This is a genomic window from Janthinobacterium amylolyticum (genome assembly GCF_051380655.1).
Taxonomy (GTDB): domain Bacteria; phylum Pseudomonadota; class Gammaproteobacteria; order Burkholderiales; family Burkholderiaceae_D; genus Janthinobacterium.
The window spans coordinates 593,018-609,065 of sequence record NZ_JBNYXL010000001.1; the positions used below are offsets into that span (position 1 = coordinate 593,018).

Annotated in this window: 14 protein-coding genes; 7 read left to right on the forward strand and 7 right to left on the reverse strand. The window is 66.8% G+C overall.

Going from position 1 to position 16,048, the window contains the following annotated elements:
- Positions 1 to 762 (reverse strand): trehalose-phosphatase, encoded by a 762-nt coding sequence (gene otsB, locus ACQ4WR_RS02725; RefSeq protein WP_436485124.1) that lies wholly within the window; start codon positions 760 to 762, stop codon positions 1 to 3.
- Positions 762 to 3,047, reverse strand: a complete 2,286-nt coding sequence (locus tag ACQ4WR_RS02730; RefSeq protein WP_180979583.1) for an alpha,alpha-trehalose-phosphate synthase (UDP-forming) — start codon at positions 3,045 to 3,047, stop codon at positions 762 to 764. Before ACQ4WR_RS02730 ends, otsB begins: the two co-directional genes overlap by 1 nt.
- A 240-nt stretch (positions 3,048 to 3,287) precedes the next feature.
- Here ACQ4WR_RS02730 and ACQ4WR_RS02735 point away from each other — a divergent pair, with 240 nt between their 5' ends.
- The 4 genes from ACQ4WR_RS02735 (at position 3,288) to ACQ4WR_RS02750 (ending at position 7,375) form a co-directional block, all read left to right on the forward strand.
- Positions 3,288 to 4,403 carry a mechanosensitive ion channel family protein gene (locus tag ACQ4WR_RS02735; protein ID WP_436485126.1) on the forward strand — a complete coding sequence of 372 codons (1,116 nt, stop codon included), beginning with the start codon at positions 3,288 to 3,290 and terminating at the stop codon, positions 4,401 to 4,403.
- A 44-nt stretch (positions 4,404 to 4,447) separates the two neighbouring features.
- Positions 4,448 to 5,776 (forward strand): cation:proton antiporter, encoded by a 1,329-nt coding sequence (locus tag ACQ4WR_RS02740; RefSeq protein ID WP_436485128.1) that lies wholly within the window; start codon positions 4,448 to 4,450, stop codon positions 5,774 to 5,776.
- 146 nt (positions 5,777 to 5,922) lie between these two features.
- Positions 5,923 to 7,104: a serine hydrolase domain-containing protein gene (locus ACQ4WR_RS02745; RefSeq protein WP_102298645.1), complete on the forward strand. Its 1,182-nt coding sequence runs from the start codon at positions 5,923 to 5,925 to the stop codon at positions 7,102 to 7,104.
- A 91-nt stretch (positions 7,105 to 7,195) separates the two neighbouring features.
- The gene (locus ACQ4WR_RS02750; RefSeq protein ID WP_102295963.1) at positions 7,196 to 7,375 is read left to right on the forward strand and encodes a hypothetical protein; all 180 of its coding nucleotides are present in this window, start codon (positions 7,196 to 7,198) and stop codon (positions 7,373 to 7,375) included.
- Here the strand turns inward: ACQ4WR_RS02750 and ACQ4WR_RS02755 are convergent.
- Positions 7,372 to 7,755 carry a YkvA family protein gene (locus ACQ4WR_RS02755; protein ID WP_258003058.1) on the reverse strand — a complete coding sequence of 128 codons (384 nt, stop codon included), beginning with the start codon at positions 7,753 to 7,755 and terminating at the stop codon, positions 7,372 to 7,374. The two genes, ACQ4WR_RS02750 and ACQ4WR_RS02755, sit on opposite strands and share 4 nt — an antisense overlap.
- A gap of 92 nt (positions 7,756 to 7,847) precedes the next feature.
- On the opposite strand from ACQ4WR_RS02755, the gene ACQ4WR_RS02760 reads away from it, so the two are divergent.
- A complete protein-coding gene (locus tag ACQ4WR_RS02760; protein ID WP_436485131.1) occupies positions 7,848 to 8,951 on the forward strand; it encodes a DNA topoisomerase IB in 1,104 nt (367 codons plus the stop codon).
- Here ACQ4WR_RS02760 and ACQ4WR_RS02765 read toward each other — a convergent pair.
- Positions 8,911 to 9,135, reverse strand: coding sequence for a hypothetical protein (locus tag ACQ4WR_RS02765; RefSeq protein WP_436485132.1), 225 nt, complete (start codon positions 9,133 to 9,135; stop codon positions 8,911 to 8,913). The genes ACQ4WR_RS02760 and ACQ4WR_RS02765 overlap by 41 nt on opposite strands.
- Positions 9,136 to 9,393: 258 nt before the next feature.
- On the opposite strand from ACQ4WR_RS02765, the gene ACQ4WR_RS02770 reads away from it, so the two are divergent.
- Both ACQ4WR_RS02770 and ACQ4WR_RS02775 read left to right on the forward strand, forming a co-directional pair.
- A complete protein-coding gene (locus ACQ4WR_RS02770) occupies positions 9,394 to 11,373 on the forward strand; it encodes a hypothetical protein (RefSeq protein WP_436485134.1) in 1,980 nt (659 codons plus the stop codon).
- A gap of 67 nt (positions 11,374 to 11,440) precedes the next feature.
- On the forward strand, positions 11,441 to 12,799 hold the full coding sequence (locus tag ACQ4WR_RS02775) for a hypothetical protein (RefSeq protein WP_436485136.1): 1,359 nt from the start codon (positions 11,441 to 11,443) through the stop codon (positions 12,797 to 12,799).
- Between the two features lie 27 nt (positions 12,800 to 12,826).
- On the opposite strand, the gene ACQ4WR_RS02780 is transcribed toward ACQ4WR_RS02775, so the two are convergent.
- The 3 genes from ACQ4WR_RS02780 to dsdA are packed head-to-tail and all read right to left on the reverse strand — an operon-like array spanning position 12,827 to position 15,987.
- Positions 12,827 to 13,642, reverse strand: a complete 816-nt coding sequence (locus tag ACQ4WR_RS02780; protein ID WP_436485138.1) for a ferritin-like domain-containing protein — start codon at positions 13,640 to 13,642, stop codon at positions 12,827 to 12,829.
- A gap of 60 nt (positions 13,643 to 13,702) precedes the next feature.
- Entirely contained in the window at positions 13,703 to 14,668 is a 966-nt protein-coding gene (gene dsdC, locus ACQ4WR_RS02785) for a DNA-binding transcriptional regulator DsdC (RefSeq protein WP_436485140.1), read from the reverse strand.
- Positions 14,668 to 15,987, reverse strand: coding sequence for a D-serine ammonia-lyase (dsdA, locus tag ACQ4WR_RS02790; protein WP_436485142.1), 1,320 nt, complete (start codon positions 15,985 to 15,987; stop codon positions 14,668 to 14,670). Before dsdA ends, dsdC begins: the two co-directional genes overlap by 1 nt.
- Positions 15,988 to 16,048: the final 61 nt, after the last annotated feature.

A 16,048-nucleotide genomic window follows, 5' to 3' on the forward strand; every position in this document is an offset into this window, starting at 1 on the left:
TTACTCCTTCAGGGGGGCTACGGCGGCGGCCAGCAGCGCGGTGCGCAAGGCGCCCGGGCTGGCCAGGCGCAGGGTGGCGGCGCTGGGACCGCTGCCTACTTTCACGCCCTGCCCGCCAACTTGTTGTACATAGGCAAAGCCTGCCTCGTCGGTCGTGTCGTCGCCGGCAAACACGGGACGGCGGCCGGCGAACGGCGCCTCGCCCATGAAGGCGGCGATGGCGCCGCCCTTGTCGGTGGCGGCCGGTTTGGCTTCCAGAACCATTTTGCCATGCAACAGCAAAATGCCGGGGCACGCTTGCACGGCGGCTGTCATTTCCTGCAGGCATAGCTGTTCCAGCTCGGGCGCCAGGCGGTAATGCAGGGCCACGGCGCCGCGCTTCTGTTCCACCAGCAAGCCCGGATGGCGCCGCGCCAGGGACTGCGCGCAAGCCAGCACGGGCGACACGTCCCGCGTGGGCGCCACGTGCAGCGCGCCATCGGCGCCGCGCCGTTCCACCCCATGCACGCCCGCCACCGGCAAGCTCAAGGGCGCCAGCATGGCGTCGATCTGCGCCACGGGACGGCCGGAAATCAGGGCCAGCGCGCCGCCATGGCGCTCGGCCAGCAGCGCCAGCGCTTCCACCACGCCCGGCTCCAGGCGCACGCCGTCAGGCGTGGGCGCCAGGTCGACCAGGGTGCCGTCAAAGTCGAGGAAGACGGCTGTTCCAGGCGCACTCAGCAGTTGCAGCAGGGCCGCGCTATCGTCAGAGTCCTGCGTCATCAAAGCCCCTTGCGCCGCTTGATGCGGCTGTGGGCGTCGATCTTCGTCATGACCTTGTCGCGCTGGCGCAAACGGGCCGCGTCCAGCAGCATGCGTCCGGCCCAGCGGTAGACATTGAAATGCTTCACGCGGGCACGCATGCTCTTCATGCGCTCGCGCTGCTCCACGGGCGGCATCACGAGGGCACGGTACAGCGCATCGGCGCCCTGCTCGATGTGGTAGGGGTTGATGATCAGCGCTTCATGCAATTCGCGCGCGGCGCCCGTGAACTGGCTGAGCACCAGCACGCCCAGTTCGTCGTCGCGCGCGGCGATGAATTCCTTGGCCACCAGATTCATGCCGTCATGCAAGCTCGTCACCATGCACACTTCCGAGGCGCGGAAATAACGCTGCAAGTCGTCCTGTCCATGGTGCTCGGCCTTGAGCAGGATGGGCACGTAGTTGCCGCTGCCGAAACGCCGGTTGATGCGCTCGACCATCTTGCGCACGCGCGCATCAAAACTCTGGTATTCATCGAGCGAAGCGCGGCTGGGAGCGGCGATTTGCACGAAAGTAAAATTGCCCACCATGCCAGGCTGCTGCTCCAGCATGCGCTCGACGGCCTGGAAGCGCTCGACGATGCCCTTGGTGTAATCGAGGCGGTCCACGCCGATGCCCAGCAGGTGGTCGGCTGCCACGCCCAGCTCGGCGCGGATTTGCGCGCGGCAGGTGGCCACGTCGGGCTGTCCGGGATTGTCGTCCGGCCAGGCGATGGAAATCGGATAATCCTCGACCTGCGTCATCTCGCCGCCGTAGGAAATGGTCGATGCTTCCGGTTCGATGCGCGTTTCCAGGTAGCGGTCCACCGTTTCCAGGAAATTCTTGCGGTGGAATGGCGTGTGGAAACCGAGGATGGTACTGCCCAGCAAGCCGTCGAGGATTTCCTCGCGCCACGGGCAAATGCCGAACGATTCCGAGTTCGGCCAGGGGATATGCCAGAAGGTAATGATCGTCGCCTTCGGCAAGGCTTCGCGCACCATGCGCGGCAGCAAGGCAAAGTGATAGTCCTGTACCAGCACGACGGGATTGTCCGTCTTCGCCTCGGCGATCACGGCATCGGCGAAGCGCCGGTTGACTTTCACGTACTGCTCCCAGTCGGACGAGCGGAACACGGGGCGCACGTGGGCGATATGGCACAGCGGCCACATGCCCTCATTGGCAAAGCCATAATAATAGCCCTGCTCTTCCTCTTCCGTCAGCCACACGCGGCGCAAGGTATAGCTGGGGTTATCGGGCGGCACGGGCACGTGGTCGAGCTTGTCGACCGTCTCGCGGTCGGCGGAACCGGCGCCATGCGCGATCCACGTGCCGGAACAGGCGCGCATCACCGCTTCCACTGCCGTCACCAGGCCGCTGGCGGGGCGCTGCACTGCAACACCAGCGTCTGTTTTCGTGTGGATATACGGCTCGCGGTTCGATACCACCAGCACCTGGTCGCCGGACAGGTCCGCTTCGAGCAAGGCGCGCAGCTTGTCCGGCGTCCAGTCGGACGACCAGCCATTGTCGCCTTGCCGTTCCAGGTGATACTCCTGCAGCAGTTCGCGCAAGTCGCCGATCAGCGGCTGCATTTCCGGCGGCGGCGCGGGCACGGCGGCAGGCGCCGCGGCGGCCACGGCGGGATTGTTCTTCGACAGCAGTTCACCGCGCAGGATGTCCTTGACGGCGGCCAGCCAGCCGCGCCAGCTCAGGTGCGCCACGAACACGGTCATCAGGGAAATCAGCACGGCCAGCACGGCCAGGAAGGCAAAGATAAAGCGCTTGGTATCGGTATTGCGGCGCTCGACAAAGCTCATGTCCTGCACCAGCACCAAACGGCCCAGCTGCGAGGCGTCCTGCATCACGGGTGTTTCGCTGATGTGGACTTGCCCTTGCGGCAATTGCGCCAGGGATTTGTACAGGCCGCCCGTGGAAGGCGTGCTCCAGCAGCCGATCGAGGCAGGGTATTCCAGCGAGTGGTACAGCAGATGGCCCGCGTTGTCGCAAAAGCCGATGGCGATCAGGCGCTCGTCGCGCGTGGCACCCTGGAACAGTTCGCCGATGCGCGTGGCGTCCTGCGCGGGCAGGTATTCGGTCAGGGAAGGACGGAGGGTTCCAGCGAGCAATTCCGCCCGGCTGTCGAGGTCGCGCACATACCAGCGCAGGGTAATATTATCGAGCAGGGGTACCACGATATAGGCAAACAGTCCCAGCACCAGGGCCAGTGGCAGGATGAAGCGCAAGGACATTCTCAGTGAACGTACTATCATCGATTTCCTTTGCAAAAACAAAAAAGCATGGCAAGTATGACTATGTTTCCAAGCTGGCGGCGCCCGTTTGCTTTCCGTATTGAAACGTCAACGGCGCATGGCGCAGCGCAGCAATTCATGCCAGTATCCACCTTGATGCAAGTCTTATCCGTTCGGCAACGCACGTCGCCGCTACGTCATCTGCACGTAAAATAGCCGCTTCCGATATCCATTTCACCAATACACAAGGAGTTTTCGCCTATGGATCTCAGCACGTTCCACTCGCTGATGGGAGGCCCGCTGCGCTCGGCGCTGACCGTGCTCGTTTCCGCCCTGCTCGTCACCGTGGTCGCCATCGGCGTGCACCGTGCCGGCATCAACCTGCTGAAAAGACTGGCCAATGGCCGCCCGTTCACCACCAACGCCACCCGCGTGGCCTTCCGCGCCAGCCAGCTGTGCGTGATTGTCTTCGGCCTGCGCATGGTGCTGGCCGGCGCGCCCGACGATACGCCGGGCCTCGTTGCCATGTCGCACCTCACCAGCGTGGCGCTGATCGTGGCGCTGACGTGGCTGGCCATGAAATGCATCGAAACCCTGTCCATCACGATTTCCGAAATCAACCCCGTCGACGTGGCCGACAACCTGCGCGCGCGCCGCCTGATCACCCAGGCCCGCGTGCTCACGCGCAGCGCGCACGCCATCGTCGTCATCCTGGGCCTGGCTTTCGTGCTGCTGACACTGCCCGGCGCGCGGCAGATCGGCGCCAGCCTGCTGGCCTCGGCCGGCGTGGCGGGCCTGGTGGCCGGTATCGCCGCCCGCCCCGTACTGGGCAATTTCATCGCCGGCCTGCAAATCGCCTTCTCCCAGCCGATCCGCATCGACGACGTGCTGATCGTCAACGGCGAATGGGGCAAGGTCGAGGAAATCAAGGGCACCTACGTGGTCGTGCGCGTGTGGGACGAGCGTCGTTTGATCGTGCCGCTGCAATGGTTCATTGAAAATCCGTTCGAGAACTGGACGCACAGCTCGTCTACCCTGCTGGGCACGGTATTCCTGTGGCTCGATTTCAGCATCCCGCTCGAACCGCTGCGGGCTGAACTGGCGCGCATCTGCGAAGCGGCGCCGCAATGGGACAAGCGCGTGTGCACGGTGCAAGCGACGGATTCGAACGAGCGCGCCGTGCGCGTGCGTTTTCTGATCAGCGCCGCAGATTCGGGCCTGGCCTTCGAGCTGCGCTGCATCGTGCGCGAACAGATGCTGGCGTTCATCACGGCCCACTATCCGCACGGCCTGCCCCGCCTGCGTTCCACGCACGACCCCCTCACCGTCTACGACAGCCCCTTGCCGGACGAAAAAATCAGCCTTGCCAAGCTGTGACTTCCAGCGGCGCGCTGCCCATCGCCGCGCGCCGCTAGAATGGAATGCCTGCAAGCACGCGCGAAGGGCTGGCACGCATGAGCACCACCGCCTGGTTCATCCTCATCGGTTGCCTGATGCTGGCGCGCGGCCTGGCCGCCGACAGCATCGCGCGCCTGCCCATGACCTCGGCCATGGCCTACCTGGGCGTGGGCCTGCTGCTGGGGCCGATGTTCCTCGGCCTGTTCGCCTTCGACCTGGTCGAGCAGGCGCCCCTGCTGGAAACCCTGACGGAAATCGCCGTCCTCATCTCCCTGTTTTCCGCCGGCGTCAAGATGCCGGTGCCGTTCAGCCTGGCGCGCTGGCTGCCCTCGCTGCGCCTGGCCTGGCTGTCGATGGCCATCTCCGTGGCCCTGGTGGCCGCCTTCGCCCACTGGATGCTGGGCCTGCCGCTGGGCGCGGGCGTGCTGCTGGGCGCCATTCTCGCCCCCACCGACCCCGTGCTGGCCACCGACGTTCAGCTGCGCCATGCGGGCGACAGCGACCAGCTGCGCTTCATGCTTACCAGCGAGGCGGGCATGAACGATGGCAGCGGCTTTCCCTTCGTCATGCTGGGCTTGGGCTTGCTGGGCCTGCATGAACTGGGGCCGCACGCCGGCACCTGGCTGTGGCGCGATTTGCTGTGGGCCAGCGTGGCCGCCATCGTCCTGGGCGCGGCCGGCGGCGCGCTGCTGGCCTGGCTGGGATGGCAACTGCGCGGCAAGGAGCCGAAACATGCGGTGCTGGACGACCTGGCGGGACTGGGCCTGATTGCCCTCGTGTATGGCGTGGCCACCTGGCTGCACGCCTGGGGCTTCCTGGCCGTGTTCTTTGCCGGCGTGGCCCTGCGCCAGACGGAACTGGTGCTGGCCGGCGCGCCGACGGACCGCCAGGGCTTGCTGCAGGCCGAAGAGGCGCATGCCGCCTCGGCCACCCAGGCGCACGACAGCACGGCGCCGCTCACCGTCAGCGGCGAAGCGCTGGTCTTCAAGGAACACCTGGAGCGCCTGTCGGAACTGACCCTGGTCTTGCTGCTGGGCGGCGCCGTCACGGCTGCCGCCTGGAGCTGGCAGGCGTGGAGCGTGGCCCTGTTCCTGCTGCTGGTGGCGCGCCCGGCCAGCGTGATGCTGGGCTTGCTGGCGTCCGGCACCAGCGTGCGCCTGCGCGGCCTGGCCGCCTGGTTTGGCGTGCGCGGCATCGGTTCGCTGTACTACCTCAGCTATGCCATCGCCCACGGCTTGCCGCACGGCCTGGCGCACGAACTGGCCGACATCACCATCGTCGTCGTCATGCTGTCCATCATCGCGCACGGCTTGACGGTGACGCCCCTGCTGCGGCGCTACTGGCGCAAATAGGCCCCGTCGCCGCCCCGTTTGTCATTGCTACACAGCAACGTTTCGTCAATTGGCCCTGGCTCTGGCGGAAATATTGTTAAGATAATTAAAAATGCCGCGCACGCTACAGCGTATGTGCGGATTCAACAGCAAAGAAAGAAGACTCAATGAAACGTAGAAGCGTGCTGGGACTGGGCGTCTCGCTGGCCCTGCTGCAAACGGGCTGCGCCACCGATCCCGTCAGCCTGGCCTGGGAAAAGGACTTTGACGCTTTCATGCACAAGGGCCTGGCGCGCACGGAAACGCCGGGCATGAGCGTGGCCGTGGTGCGCGGCGAACAGACGCTGTTCGCGCGCGGCTATGGCTGGGCTGACATCCAGGCGGGCAAGAAGGCCGATGCGAACACGGTCTTCCACGTGGCTTCCGTCAGCAAGCTGGTCACGGCCACGGCCGCCATGCAGCTGCTGGAACAGGGCGCCTTCCGGCTCGACGACAAGGTGGCCGCCTACCTGGACTTCCCGCTCCTGCATCCGAAGTTTCCCGACGTGCCCATCACCTTCCGCCACTTGCTCAGCCACACGTCCGGCATTTCCGACGCCGTGTACGACAAGACGGCGGCGTTTGCCGTCCAGGGCGACCCGCGATTGCCCCTGCGCGACTTCGTCAAGGGCTATCTGTCGCGCGGCGGCGCCTGGTACGACGCGGACCTGTCGTTTGCCGCCCGCCCCGGCACGGAATGGCGCTACAGCAATGTCGGCATCGCGCTGCTCGGCTATCTGGTAGGCCGCTTGCATCCCGATGGGCTCGACGCCTATGCGCAGGCGCAGCTGTTCGAGCCCCTGGGCATGGATAACACGGCCTGGAGCCTGGCCAGCCTGCCGCGCCGCGCCGTCGTCGCCACGCCATATGCGCACAAGGAGCCGGGCCTGCAGGCGCTGCCGCCTGTCGGCTATCCGGACTGGCCGGCCGGCTTGCTGCGCAGCTCGGCCAACGACTTCGCCCGTTTCCTGGCCATTTTCAGCAATGGCGGCCGGGTCGATGGCCACCGCTACCTGCAAGATGCCACCCTGCAATTGTTTTTTGCCCCACAAGCGGCTCCCGTCGTGCCGGCCGATGTGTCCGTGCGCCAGGCCCTCGTCTGGCTGCTGCGCGACGTCGACGGCAAGCCGCTGGCCACGCACAGCGGCGGCGACCCGGGCGCCGCGTCCGTCGTCTGCGTTGACCGCGCCAGCAAGACAGCCGTGCTGGCTTTCGCCAACGTCAGTGCCGATAAGGAGTTTCGCTCATTCCAGAAGGAAGTCGTGCTGCGCCTGCTGGCGCATGGCGGCAGCGGCGTGCCGGCGCGCTAGGCATGGCGTTTGTGTGAGCGGGCGCACGGTAGCGCCCGGGCAAGAACGTATGCTGTGCTGGTCAGACTTGACGCTCAACAAGGAGAACAGCATGACGAATCGCATCGGCAACAAGGACGTGGCGCAGCAGCGCAGCAAGAGCGAAAAAGCCCGCATCAAGGCGCAGAACATTGCCAGCGAGGCGGTCAAGAAAGCCGCGGCCAGCGCCAGATACCGCAACGCCGTCAAGGGCCAACCGGGCCGGCCGGGCCAGCCCGCGCCAGGCGACTAGGCGCCGAACCAGCCGCGCAGCTTGTCGGCCGCGCGTTGCTTCACGTCGGCCGTGATGTAGGTGGCCACCGTGGCGACGGCGGCCGCCAGCACGGCCAGGTCATCCGCATAGCCGACCACGGGCGTGATGTCGGGAATGGCGTCGATGGGCGAAATGAAATAGCCAAGCGCACCGTAGATGGCCGTCTTGGCCCACAGGGGCGTGTTCGGCTGCTGCGCCGCGTAGTACAGCCACAGGGCCTTCTCGATGACTTCACGCCCCGCCGTCCTGGCGAACTTGACGACCTTGTCCCAGAAGCTGTCATCCGTGTATTTTTTTTCGTACTGCTTGTCCGCCTGGGGGGCGTGGTCTTCTTCCAGATTCTTTTTTCTGCCAAACATCCGCTGCTCCTGTCTGCCGTGTACGGCGATACGAATGCGCACCTTAGCATAACGGCGCGCCATGCGCGCGGCGGGAAAGGTAAGCTATCAATATGGAAATATCTGCCACTGCCACCGCCACCGCCCGCGCCGCCGGCCTGCGCTATACGGGCGACCACCAGAGCGGCATCGCGCGATTGGGCAAGCCCGGCAAGTTCCGCTACGTGGACGGCGACGGCCAGTCCGTGCGCGACGACGACGTGCTGGCGCGCATCAAGACGCTGGCCATTCCACCGGCCTGGACCGATGTGTGGATCTGCGCGCGCGCCAACGGCCACCTGCAGGCGACGGGCCGCGACGCGCGGGGCCGCAAGCAGTACCGCTATCATGCGCGCTGGCGCCAGGTGCGCGATGACGTCAAGTACGAACGCATGCTCAGCTTCGGCAACGCCCTGCCCGCCATCCGCGCCGCCGTCGCGCGCGGCATGCAGCTGCCCGGCTTGCCCCGTGAAAAAGTGCTGGCCACCATCGTGCATCTGCTGGAATTGACGATGATGCGTATCGGCAACGAAGAATATGCGCGCGCGAACAAGTCCTTCGGCCTATCGACCCTGCGCACGCGCCACGTCGACATTGACGGCAGCGCCGTGCAATTCCACTTCAAGGGCAAGAGCGGCGTGCGCCACGACATCCGCCTGAGCGACCGCCGCCTGGCCCGCGTGCTGCAGCGCATGCGCGAACTGCCGGGGCAGGAACTGTTTCAATACATCGACGAAGCGGGCGAACGCCATGGCGTCGATTCGGGCGACGTCAACGATTACCTGCGCGAAGTGACGGGCGAGGACTACACGGCCAAGGATTTCCGTACCTGGTCCGGCACCTTGCTGGCCGCGCTGGCCCTGCAGGCGTTCGAGCAAGTCGATTCCGAAGCGCAGGCGAAGAAAAACATCGTGCAGGCCATCGAGTCTGTGGCGAAAAAGCTGGGCAACACGCCGACCATCTGCCGCAAGTGCTATGTGCACCCGGCCGTGCTCGATTCCTACCTCGATGGCAGTTTGCTGGAAGGCATGCGCGCGCGGGCGCAGCAGCAATTACAAGAGGATTTGCCGGCCCTGGCGCCGGAGGAAGCGGCCGTGCTGGCCTTGCTGCAGCAACGGCTGCAGGCACAGTCCCCTGTCAAGCCTGGCGGCCAGGCTGGCAATGCGCGGACAGCTTGAGCGCGTCGGTATTACACACTGGCAACGTAGCGTGGCCAGCCTCGCGCGCCATCGGCGCCGCACCCATGACCGCTTCACCGCCGTCGGCGGCAGGCATCAGGCTGGCCGCCAGGGTCGAGCAGGTAAACAGGCAGATCAGCACGAAAGGCTTGTTGCGGTAAATAGGCTGGGCTGGCTTGTGCATCGCATACTCCGTTCTGGCTGGTTGATTGTTGCATCATGAACACGATGATCGCGTGTTTCCGCAAGGCATACAATCAGACGGTACCGACGCAATCGGTAGGACAGCGCTGACAGGCTCAGCCATAGTCATCTGTCGGAAAATTTGACAGTCGCACGCTGGCACGCCGGCAACTCCTTGTTTTATCGGAACAATCTGTACAGGAACACTTCCTGCTTATGCTCAAGCCCGGGGTCGCTTGGCGACAAAACAGGGAGAGCGATGATGGTACGCATGCAACGGGCGCTGGTAACGCTGCTGGCCTGGCTGGCAATTCTGCTGTACGCAATACCGGCCGCGCACGCTTCCCGCATCGGCTACACGGCCACCGCACTGGGCGGCACGCAGTGGCGCTACGATTATTCGGTCGGCAATACTAGCCTGGACGTGCCCATCGCGGAGTTCACGCTGTTTTTCAGCGACAGCCTGTATGCCAATCTGCTCGCCGGGCCGGTACCGCCAGGCTGGGACGTGCTGGTAGCGCAGCCCGATGCCGGCATTCCCGCCAGCGGATATGTCGATGCCCTCGCCTTGCTGGGCGGCATCGCCCCCGGCGCCACAGCCACTGGCTTTTCCCTCACCTTCGACTACCTGGGTGGGGGCAGCCCCGGCGCCCAGCCGTTTGTGATTGTCGACCCCGTCACTTTTATTCAACTGGAAACAGGCGTGACGCAGGCCGTGGCCATTCCCCTGCCCGCCACGCCCTGCCTGCTGCTGGCAGGCGTGCTGGCCCTGGCCTGCCTGCGCCGCCGGCAGCTGGCCGCCGCCGCGCTGGCCTTGAGCCTGTGCGCCTGCGGCGGCGCGAACGACCCGCCGCAGCCGCCCACGCCGAAGATCAAGCTGGCGGCGGGCACCCAAGCGGCCGGGCCTTACGAAGTCACCGCGTTGCGCAAGACGGCGGAGCGGCGCGTCAGCCGCACAATCTACGAATACACGTTTCGCGTCAGCATCCGCAACAATGGCGGCGACACGGGCAAGCATGTGCGTGCCGTCCTTGCCGACACGCCGCCCGGCACCAGCATCATCGATGGCGAGGTGCAGGCCGGCAGCATCACGCCAGGCGCCACGGTCACGCCCGCCGACGCCATCGTGCTGCGCGTCGAGCGTACGCGGCCGTTTGTGCCGGGCGGCCTGGTGTGGGACATCACGGCCAGCGCCAGCGTGGCGCTGCCCCCCGTGCGGCCAGCGCAAGTGGTGCTGCTGCCGCTGGCGGACCTGGGCATGCCGGACGGCGCCGACAGCGTCAGGGCCAGCGGCGCCATCAGCGACGTGCTGCTCAGGGACGGCAGCGTGCGCTTTTCCACGCCCGGCGACACGGGCAGCGACCAGCACGCGCAATTGGTCGTCAGCAAGGGCAAGCGCGCCGCCGTCTTCGACGTGCTGATCCGCACGGAAATACCGACGGCCGTGCAAACCCATGTCGAAGCGCTCGACGATGGCAGCCTGCCCGCCCCGCCGCCCGCCCTTGCCATCACGGGGCTGGGGCCGAACAACAGTTTGCTGCCGGGCGGCCTGGCATTACGCCTGGCTGGCCCGCCAGCGCTGGACTTGCAGCACGACAGCGACGGCTTCCTGGCGGCGCCCGGCGGCGCGGCCATCGGCTTGAAGCCGTACTGGGTATTCCATCCGGACACAGGCAGCTTCAGCATCAGCGCCACGGCCATGTGGCAATTGCTGGCGGCGCTGCCGCCGGGCGCGCTCGACATGCACCTCAACTTCGTCTCGCGCGACGGCGCATTTGCCGCATCCTATGCCTTGACCGTCCTCCACGCCAGCAGCGTGCTGAAGGGACAGATGCGCACGCCAGCGGGCGGCAATGCCAGCGGCCTGGCAGGCAAGAAAATCTTGCTGACCGGCTATAACTTCCACCAGCGCCGCGTGGCCGTGATCGACGCCACGGGCGCCTTTTATGCCGAGGGCATCCTGCCGGATACCTACCAGCTGACCTTGAACGACCTCGAACATCCGAATGCCGTCAGCATCAGCGCCGCCGTCTTCCCCGACAGCACGAGCGTCGATGTCGGCATCGTCTATCCGTATGCGCTGGCGCAGGGCCGGCTGGCCGCAAGCGGGCCGATTGTCAGCGGCACGGTGACGCAGGACGGCGCGGCGCCGCCCGCGCGCGGCGCCGCCCGCGCGCGGCGCCGCCGCCGGGCCAGGCCCGCTATCGGCCGCCGCGCCATTCGCTGCAAGCGGCGCTGACAGCCAGGCATTTACCGCCACGGCGGGCGCGCAGAACTGGACCGTCAGCACGCCGATCGCCTTTGCCGTGCCGAAAGGCACGCGCTACGTGGGTGTCAGGATCAGCGTCAACACGGCCGAATATCCCGTGTACACGACGCAGCAGAGCCGCTACAACGACACCTGGTCGTATGCCGTGCTCGGCTTGCCCGGCGCCAGCCTGGCCGCCACGGGCGCCGTCAACCAGTCGCACTTTACGCAAGGCAGTATCGCCAGCACCGATTGCATCGATGTCAGCCAGCACACCGCGCAAGGCGCGCTGGCCATCGGCGGCAGCGTCAGCGCCACGAATATCGGCGATGATCAATTGCCGACCAGCATCCGGGTGGAGCTGAGCCTGGCCTGCACGGGGTTGAAAGTCAGCAAGGCGCAATGGCTGTCGCCCAACCAGGATGGCCATGCCGTGCTGCAGCCGCTCAAGGCGAGCGCCAACTTGCCGGGACCTTACCTTTCCATCGCCCAGGACGCGGTCACGCCGGCCCCCACCCTGCCGCTGGAACTGCAATACACGCCAGTGACCGCCACGCTGACGGACGTCAGCATCGGCATTTCCGCCAGCGGCGGCGACCCTGCGTTCAACAGCGGCAACCTGCTGGCCCAGGCCAGCATCCAGCAGCCCGGCAAGGTCACGTTCCCGGGCCTGGTGCTGCCCGCGTTCGAAGGGGGCAAGATCGACAAGAAGGCCGTCGTCACCATCCGCCTGAAGGGGCGGATCAACGGCAGCGAGGTGGTTTCCGACCCGGCCGAAGGGGGGCAGGTGGCGCTGAGGGGCGACACGGCCTTCATCCCCCTGTACCTGGCGGGCAACGCGCCGGCGCTGGCGGCGCGGCGCTACGGCGGGCGTACGCCGGACAATGCGGGCGGCGACTCGTGGGCCACGCGCCTGGCAACAGACTGGCTGCTGGACAAGCCCTACCGCTTCGGCGGCATCAGCGGCCAGCACGTGGCGCAAACGGCGGCGGGCCGCTCGCTCCTCGGACACAGCGGCCACGGCGACGGCCAGCAGATCGACATGCGCTACGCGGACGGTGCGGGCGGCTACACGGATAGCCTGGGCGGCGCCGGAAACGGCGCTGCCATCCTCCAGCTGATCAACGACGCGCAGGCGGAAGTGGCGGCCGGCGCGCCGCAAAAGCCGAAACTGGCCCGGCTGGTGGCGTGGATCGCGGCCAACCGGGCCATGCTGGCGCTGGAAGCGGCAGACGCCGGCACGCGCGTCATCTACGTCGGCCACAGCTTCGTCAAGCTGGCCCTCGTCGACGGCCGTTTCGCCGCCCCGCCCCACGCCAGGATACCGGGCGTGCCGCCGTGGGCCAAGCCCGCGAGGGTGAGCATCGACCCGGCCCACCTGGGCCACTGGCACATCAGCCTGACGGCGCATCCGTGAACGCCAGGGCGGCGGGCCTGCACGCCATCAGGCAGGCAGGTCGGACAATTCCAGTTCCGAAAACCCGGCCCGGCGCCGCGCTTCCAGGTTGAACGGGCCGCGAAGGACGGGCGCCGCGTAGCGCAGGGCCAGTTCCGCGTAGGTGGCGCGCAATTCCAGGCCGCGCTGTTCGCACAGGTAGCCGTACCAGCGGTTGCCGATTTCCACGTGGCCCACTTCATCGCGCAGGATGATGTCGAGGATGGCGGCGGCAGCCAGGTCCCCCGCCTGCGCCAGCTTGGCGCGCAGCGGCGGGATCGCGTCCAGGCCCCGCGCCTCCAGGGTGCGCGGCACCAGCGCCATGCGCGCCAGCACGTCGCCGCGCGTCTTGTCGACCATTTCCCACAGGCTGTCGTGGCCGGGGAAGTCGCCATACGTGTGGCCCAGCACCTGCAGGTGCGCCTGCAGCATGGCGAAATGCGTGGCTTCCTCCTTTGCCACGCGCAGCCAGTCCGCGTAGTACTCGGCCGGCAGGTCCGGGAAGCGCCACAGCGCGTCGAGCGCCAGGTTCATGGCGTTGAACTCGATGTGCGCGAGCGCGTGCACCAGCATGGCGCGGCCTTCCGGCGTGATCATCGAACGCCGCCCGACCAGGCGCGGCGGCACCAGTTCCGGCCGCTCGGGCCGGCCCGGCACGGCGGAGGAAGGCGCCAGCGGCGCCAGCGCATCGAGCGCCGGTGGCGCCGCGGCCATGGCCGCCACCATGGACACCTTCGTCGCCGGGTCCGGCTCCAGCAGACAGGCCAGCGCATACGCGCGCAATTCCTGCGGCGCGTTGGGGGTCAATGGGGAGGGTGCGTGCATGGTGCTTCCTTCGTGCGCTGATGCCAGTAAGGGGCGCAGTGTATCAAACTTACGCGACGCTCAAATACCGCTGTCCGAGCCACCGGTCCGCACCCCGCCCTGCCCCGCCAGCCAGTCGACCAGCGCCTGCACTCTTGCCGGCAGCGCAGCACGCGCGCTGTGCACGAGGTAATACGCTTGCGGGCTGGCCAGGGCAAAGCCGCCAAACGGCAGCACCAGCTGGCCGCTGTCGAGCCACGGCTGCACCAGCTGGCGCCGGCCCATGGCCACGCCTGCATGGTGGATGGCCGCCTGCGCGCACAGGTCGGCGCGGTCGAAACGCAGGCTGCGCGCGGGCAAATTGATGCCTGGCGCCTGCGCGTCCAGCCACAGCCGCCATTCCGCGTCCGGCGCGCAGGCGGGCCAGGCCAGGGTGTCGTGCAATACCGTCGCGCTGGACAGCTGTGGCGGCATATCGAGCAAGCCGTGCTGGCGCGCATAGTGCGGGCTGCACACGGGCGCCAGCCATTCATCCATCAGCTTGCGCGCTGCCAGGCCGGGAAAATGGCCATCGCCGTAATGCAGGGCCAGATCGGCCTGGCCGGCGCGGAAGTCCACGGCATCGTTGCCCACACGCAGGTCCAGCGTGAGTTCCGGATACCGCGCCGTGAAACCGGCCAGGCGCGGCACCAGCCAGCATTGCGCCACGGACGGACGCGCATGCAAGGTGATTCCCCCCGTGAGCGCGTCGCCGCCGGCGATGGCCGCGTGCAAATGTTCCCAGCCCGTTTGCAGGGCGGCAAAGATGCGTACGCCATCCGGTGTCAGCTTCACTTGCCGCGTCAGGCGGTCAAATAGCTTCAGGCCAAGGCCCGCTTCCAGGCGGGCGATGCGGTGGCTGACGGCGCTGGGCGTGAGCGCCAGTTCCTGCGCTGCCAGCGCGAAACTGGCGTGGCGCGCCGCCACGAGAAAGGTGTGCAGGTTGGCGAACTGGCTGGCCGTGAGCGTGGCCCCGGGCGCGGCCCTGATGAGCGCGCCAGACGGCATCACGCGGCTCCGGCCGCCAGCAAGGCGCGGCCACGCGCCACATAGGCGGCCATTTCCTGCTCCGGCACCATGCTGCCGCCCGTGCCCCAGACCAGATGCGTGCCGCCATCCAGGCTGGCTTGGTACCGCGGCGCCGCCAGCACGGGAGCAATGCCCGCAAAGCCGGCCACGGCCGACGGCTCCAGGCACAGCTGCTGCGTCTGTTCCAGCAAGGCCAGCAAACGGTACAACTCTTCATCGCTGACGGTGGCGTAGCCGTCGATCAGGCGCTGCATGGCGCGCCCGACAAAACCGGAAGGCCGGCCCACGGCCAGGCCATCGGCGGCCGTGATGTTGTCGATGCCGATATCCTGCACGCTGATCTGCTCGTGCAAGCCCGTGTGCACGCCCAGCAGCATGCATGGCGAGTGGGTCGGTTCGACAAACACGCAGTGAACAGCGTCGCCAAACGCCAGCTTCAAGCCAAACGCCACGCCGCCGGGGCCGCCGCCTACGCCGCACGGCAAATACACGAACAAGGGGTGCTGCGCATCGACCTTGACGCCGGCCGCGGCCAGCTGCGCTTTCAGGCGTTCACCGGCCACAGCGTAGCCAAGAAACAGATCGTGCGAGTTTTCATCGTCGACGAAGTGGCAGCTGGGGTCGCCCTGCGCCTGCTTGCGCCCCGCTTCCACGGCCACGCTGTAGTCGGTCGCGTATTCCACCACCGTGACGCCATGCGCGCGCAATTTGTCCTTCTTCCACTGGCGCGCGTCGGCCGACATGTGCACGGTGGCGCGAAAGCCCAGGCGCGCGCTCATGATGCCGATCGACAAGCCCAGGTTGCCGGTGGAACCGACGGCGATCGCGTACTGGCCGAAGAACGCCCGCACGGCCTCGCTGGCCAGCAGACTGTAATCATCACCCTCCCTCAGCAAACCGGCATCCAGCGCCAGCATTTCCGCATGTTTCAGCACTTCATAGATGCCGCCGCGCGCCTTGATGGAACCGGAAATGGGCAAATGGCTATCCTGCTTGAGCCATAGCTGACCGCTGGTCATGCCAAGGGCCGCCTGCATGGCCGGCAGCGGCACGACGGGCGATTCGATGACGCCGCCGCTGGCCTGGGTTTCCGGGAAGGCCCTGGCCAAATAGGGCGCAAAGCGCGCCAGGCGCGCGCTGGCCTGCGCCACATCGCCGGCCGTCAAACCCACGTCACCGAGCGCCTCTGCCGCTGGCGCGATGCGGGGATTGAACCAGCTCAAGGGCTGCAAGGCCATCAATTCTGCAATTAACGGAAATTTTTCGCGCAAGGCGGCGATGGCGGAAGTGGGCAGCATGGCAAGCTCGTAAAGGAACAAGCCATGATTAAACCGCATCTGGCGGCCGCTGGCAAAGGAT

Coding starts and splice junctions, on each gene's coding strand:
- otsB (WP_436485124.1), bottom strand. CDS start 762: ATGACGCAGGACTCTGACGATAGCGCGGCCCTGCTGCAACTGCTGAGT.
- ACQ4WR_RS02730 (WP_180979583.1), bottom strand. CDS start 3,047: ATGATAGTACGTTCACTGAGAATGTCCTTGCGCTTCATCCTGCCACTG.
- ACQ4WR_RS02735 (WP_436485126.1), top strand. CDS start 3,288: ATGGATCTCAGCACGTTCCACTCGCTGATGGGAGGCCCGCTGCGCTCG.
- ACQ4WR_RS02740 (WP_436485128.1), top strand. CDS start 4,448: ATGCCTGCAAGCACGCGCGAAGGGCTGGCACGCATGAGCACCACCGCC.
- ACQ4WR_RS02745 (WP_102298645.1), top strand. CDS start 5,923: ATGAAACGTAGAAGCGTGCTGGGACTGGGCGTCTCGCTGGCCCTGCTG.
- ACQ4WR_RS02750 (WP_102295963.1), top strand. CDS start 7,196: ATGACGAATCGCATCGGCAACAAGGACGTGGCGCAGCAGCGCAGCAAG.
- ACQ4WR_RS02755 (WP_258003058.1), bottom strand. CDS start 7,755: ATGTTTGGCAGAAAAAAGAATCTGGAAGAAGACCACGCCCCCCAGGCG.
- ACQ4WR_RS02760 (WP_436485131.1), top strand. CDS start 7,848: ATGGAAATATCTGCCACTGCCACCGCCACCGCCCGCGCCGCCGGCCTG.
- ACQ4WR_RS02765 (WP_436485132.1), bottom strand. CDS start 9,135: ATGCACAAGCCAGCCCAGCCTATTTACCGCAACAAGCCTTTCGTGCTG.
- ACQ4WR_RS02770 (WP_436485134.1), top strand. CDS start 9,394: ATGATGGTACGCATGCAACGGGCGCTGGTAACGCTGCTGGCCTGGCTG.
- ACQ4WR_RS02780 (WP_436485138.1), bottom strand. CDS start 13,642: ATGCACGCACCCTCCCCATTGACCCCCAACGCGCCGCAGGAATTGCGC.
- dsdC (WP_436485140.1), bottom strand. CDS start 14,668: ATGCCGTCTGGCGCGCTCATCAGGGCCGCGCCCGGGGCCACGCTCACG.
- dsdA (WP_436485142.1), bottom strand. CDS start 15,987: ATGCTGCCCACTTCCGCCATCGCCGCCTTGCGCGAAAAATTTCCGTTA.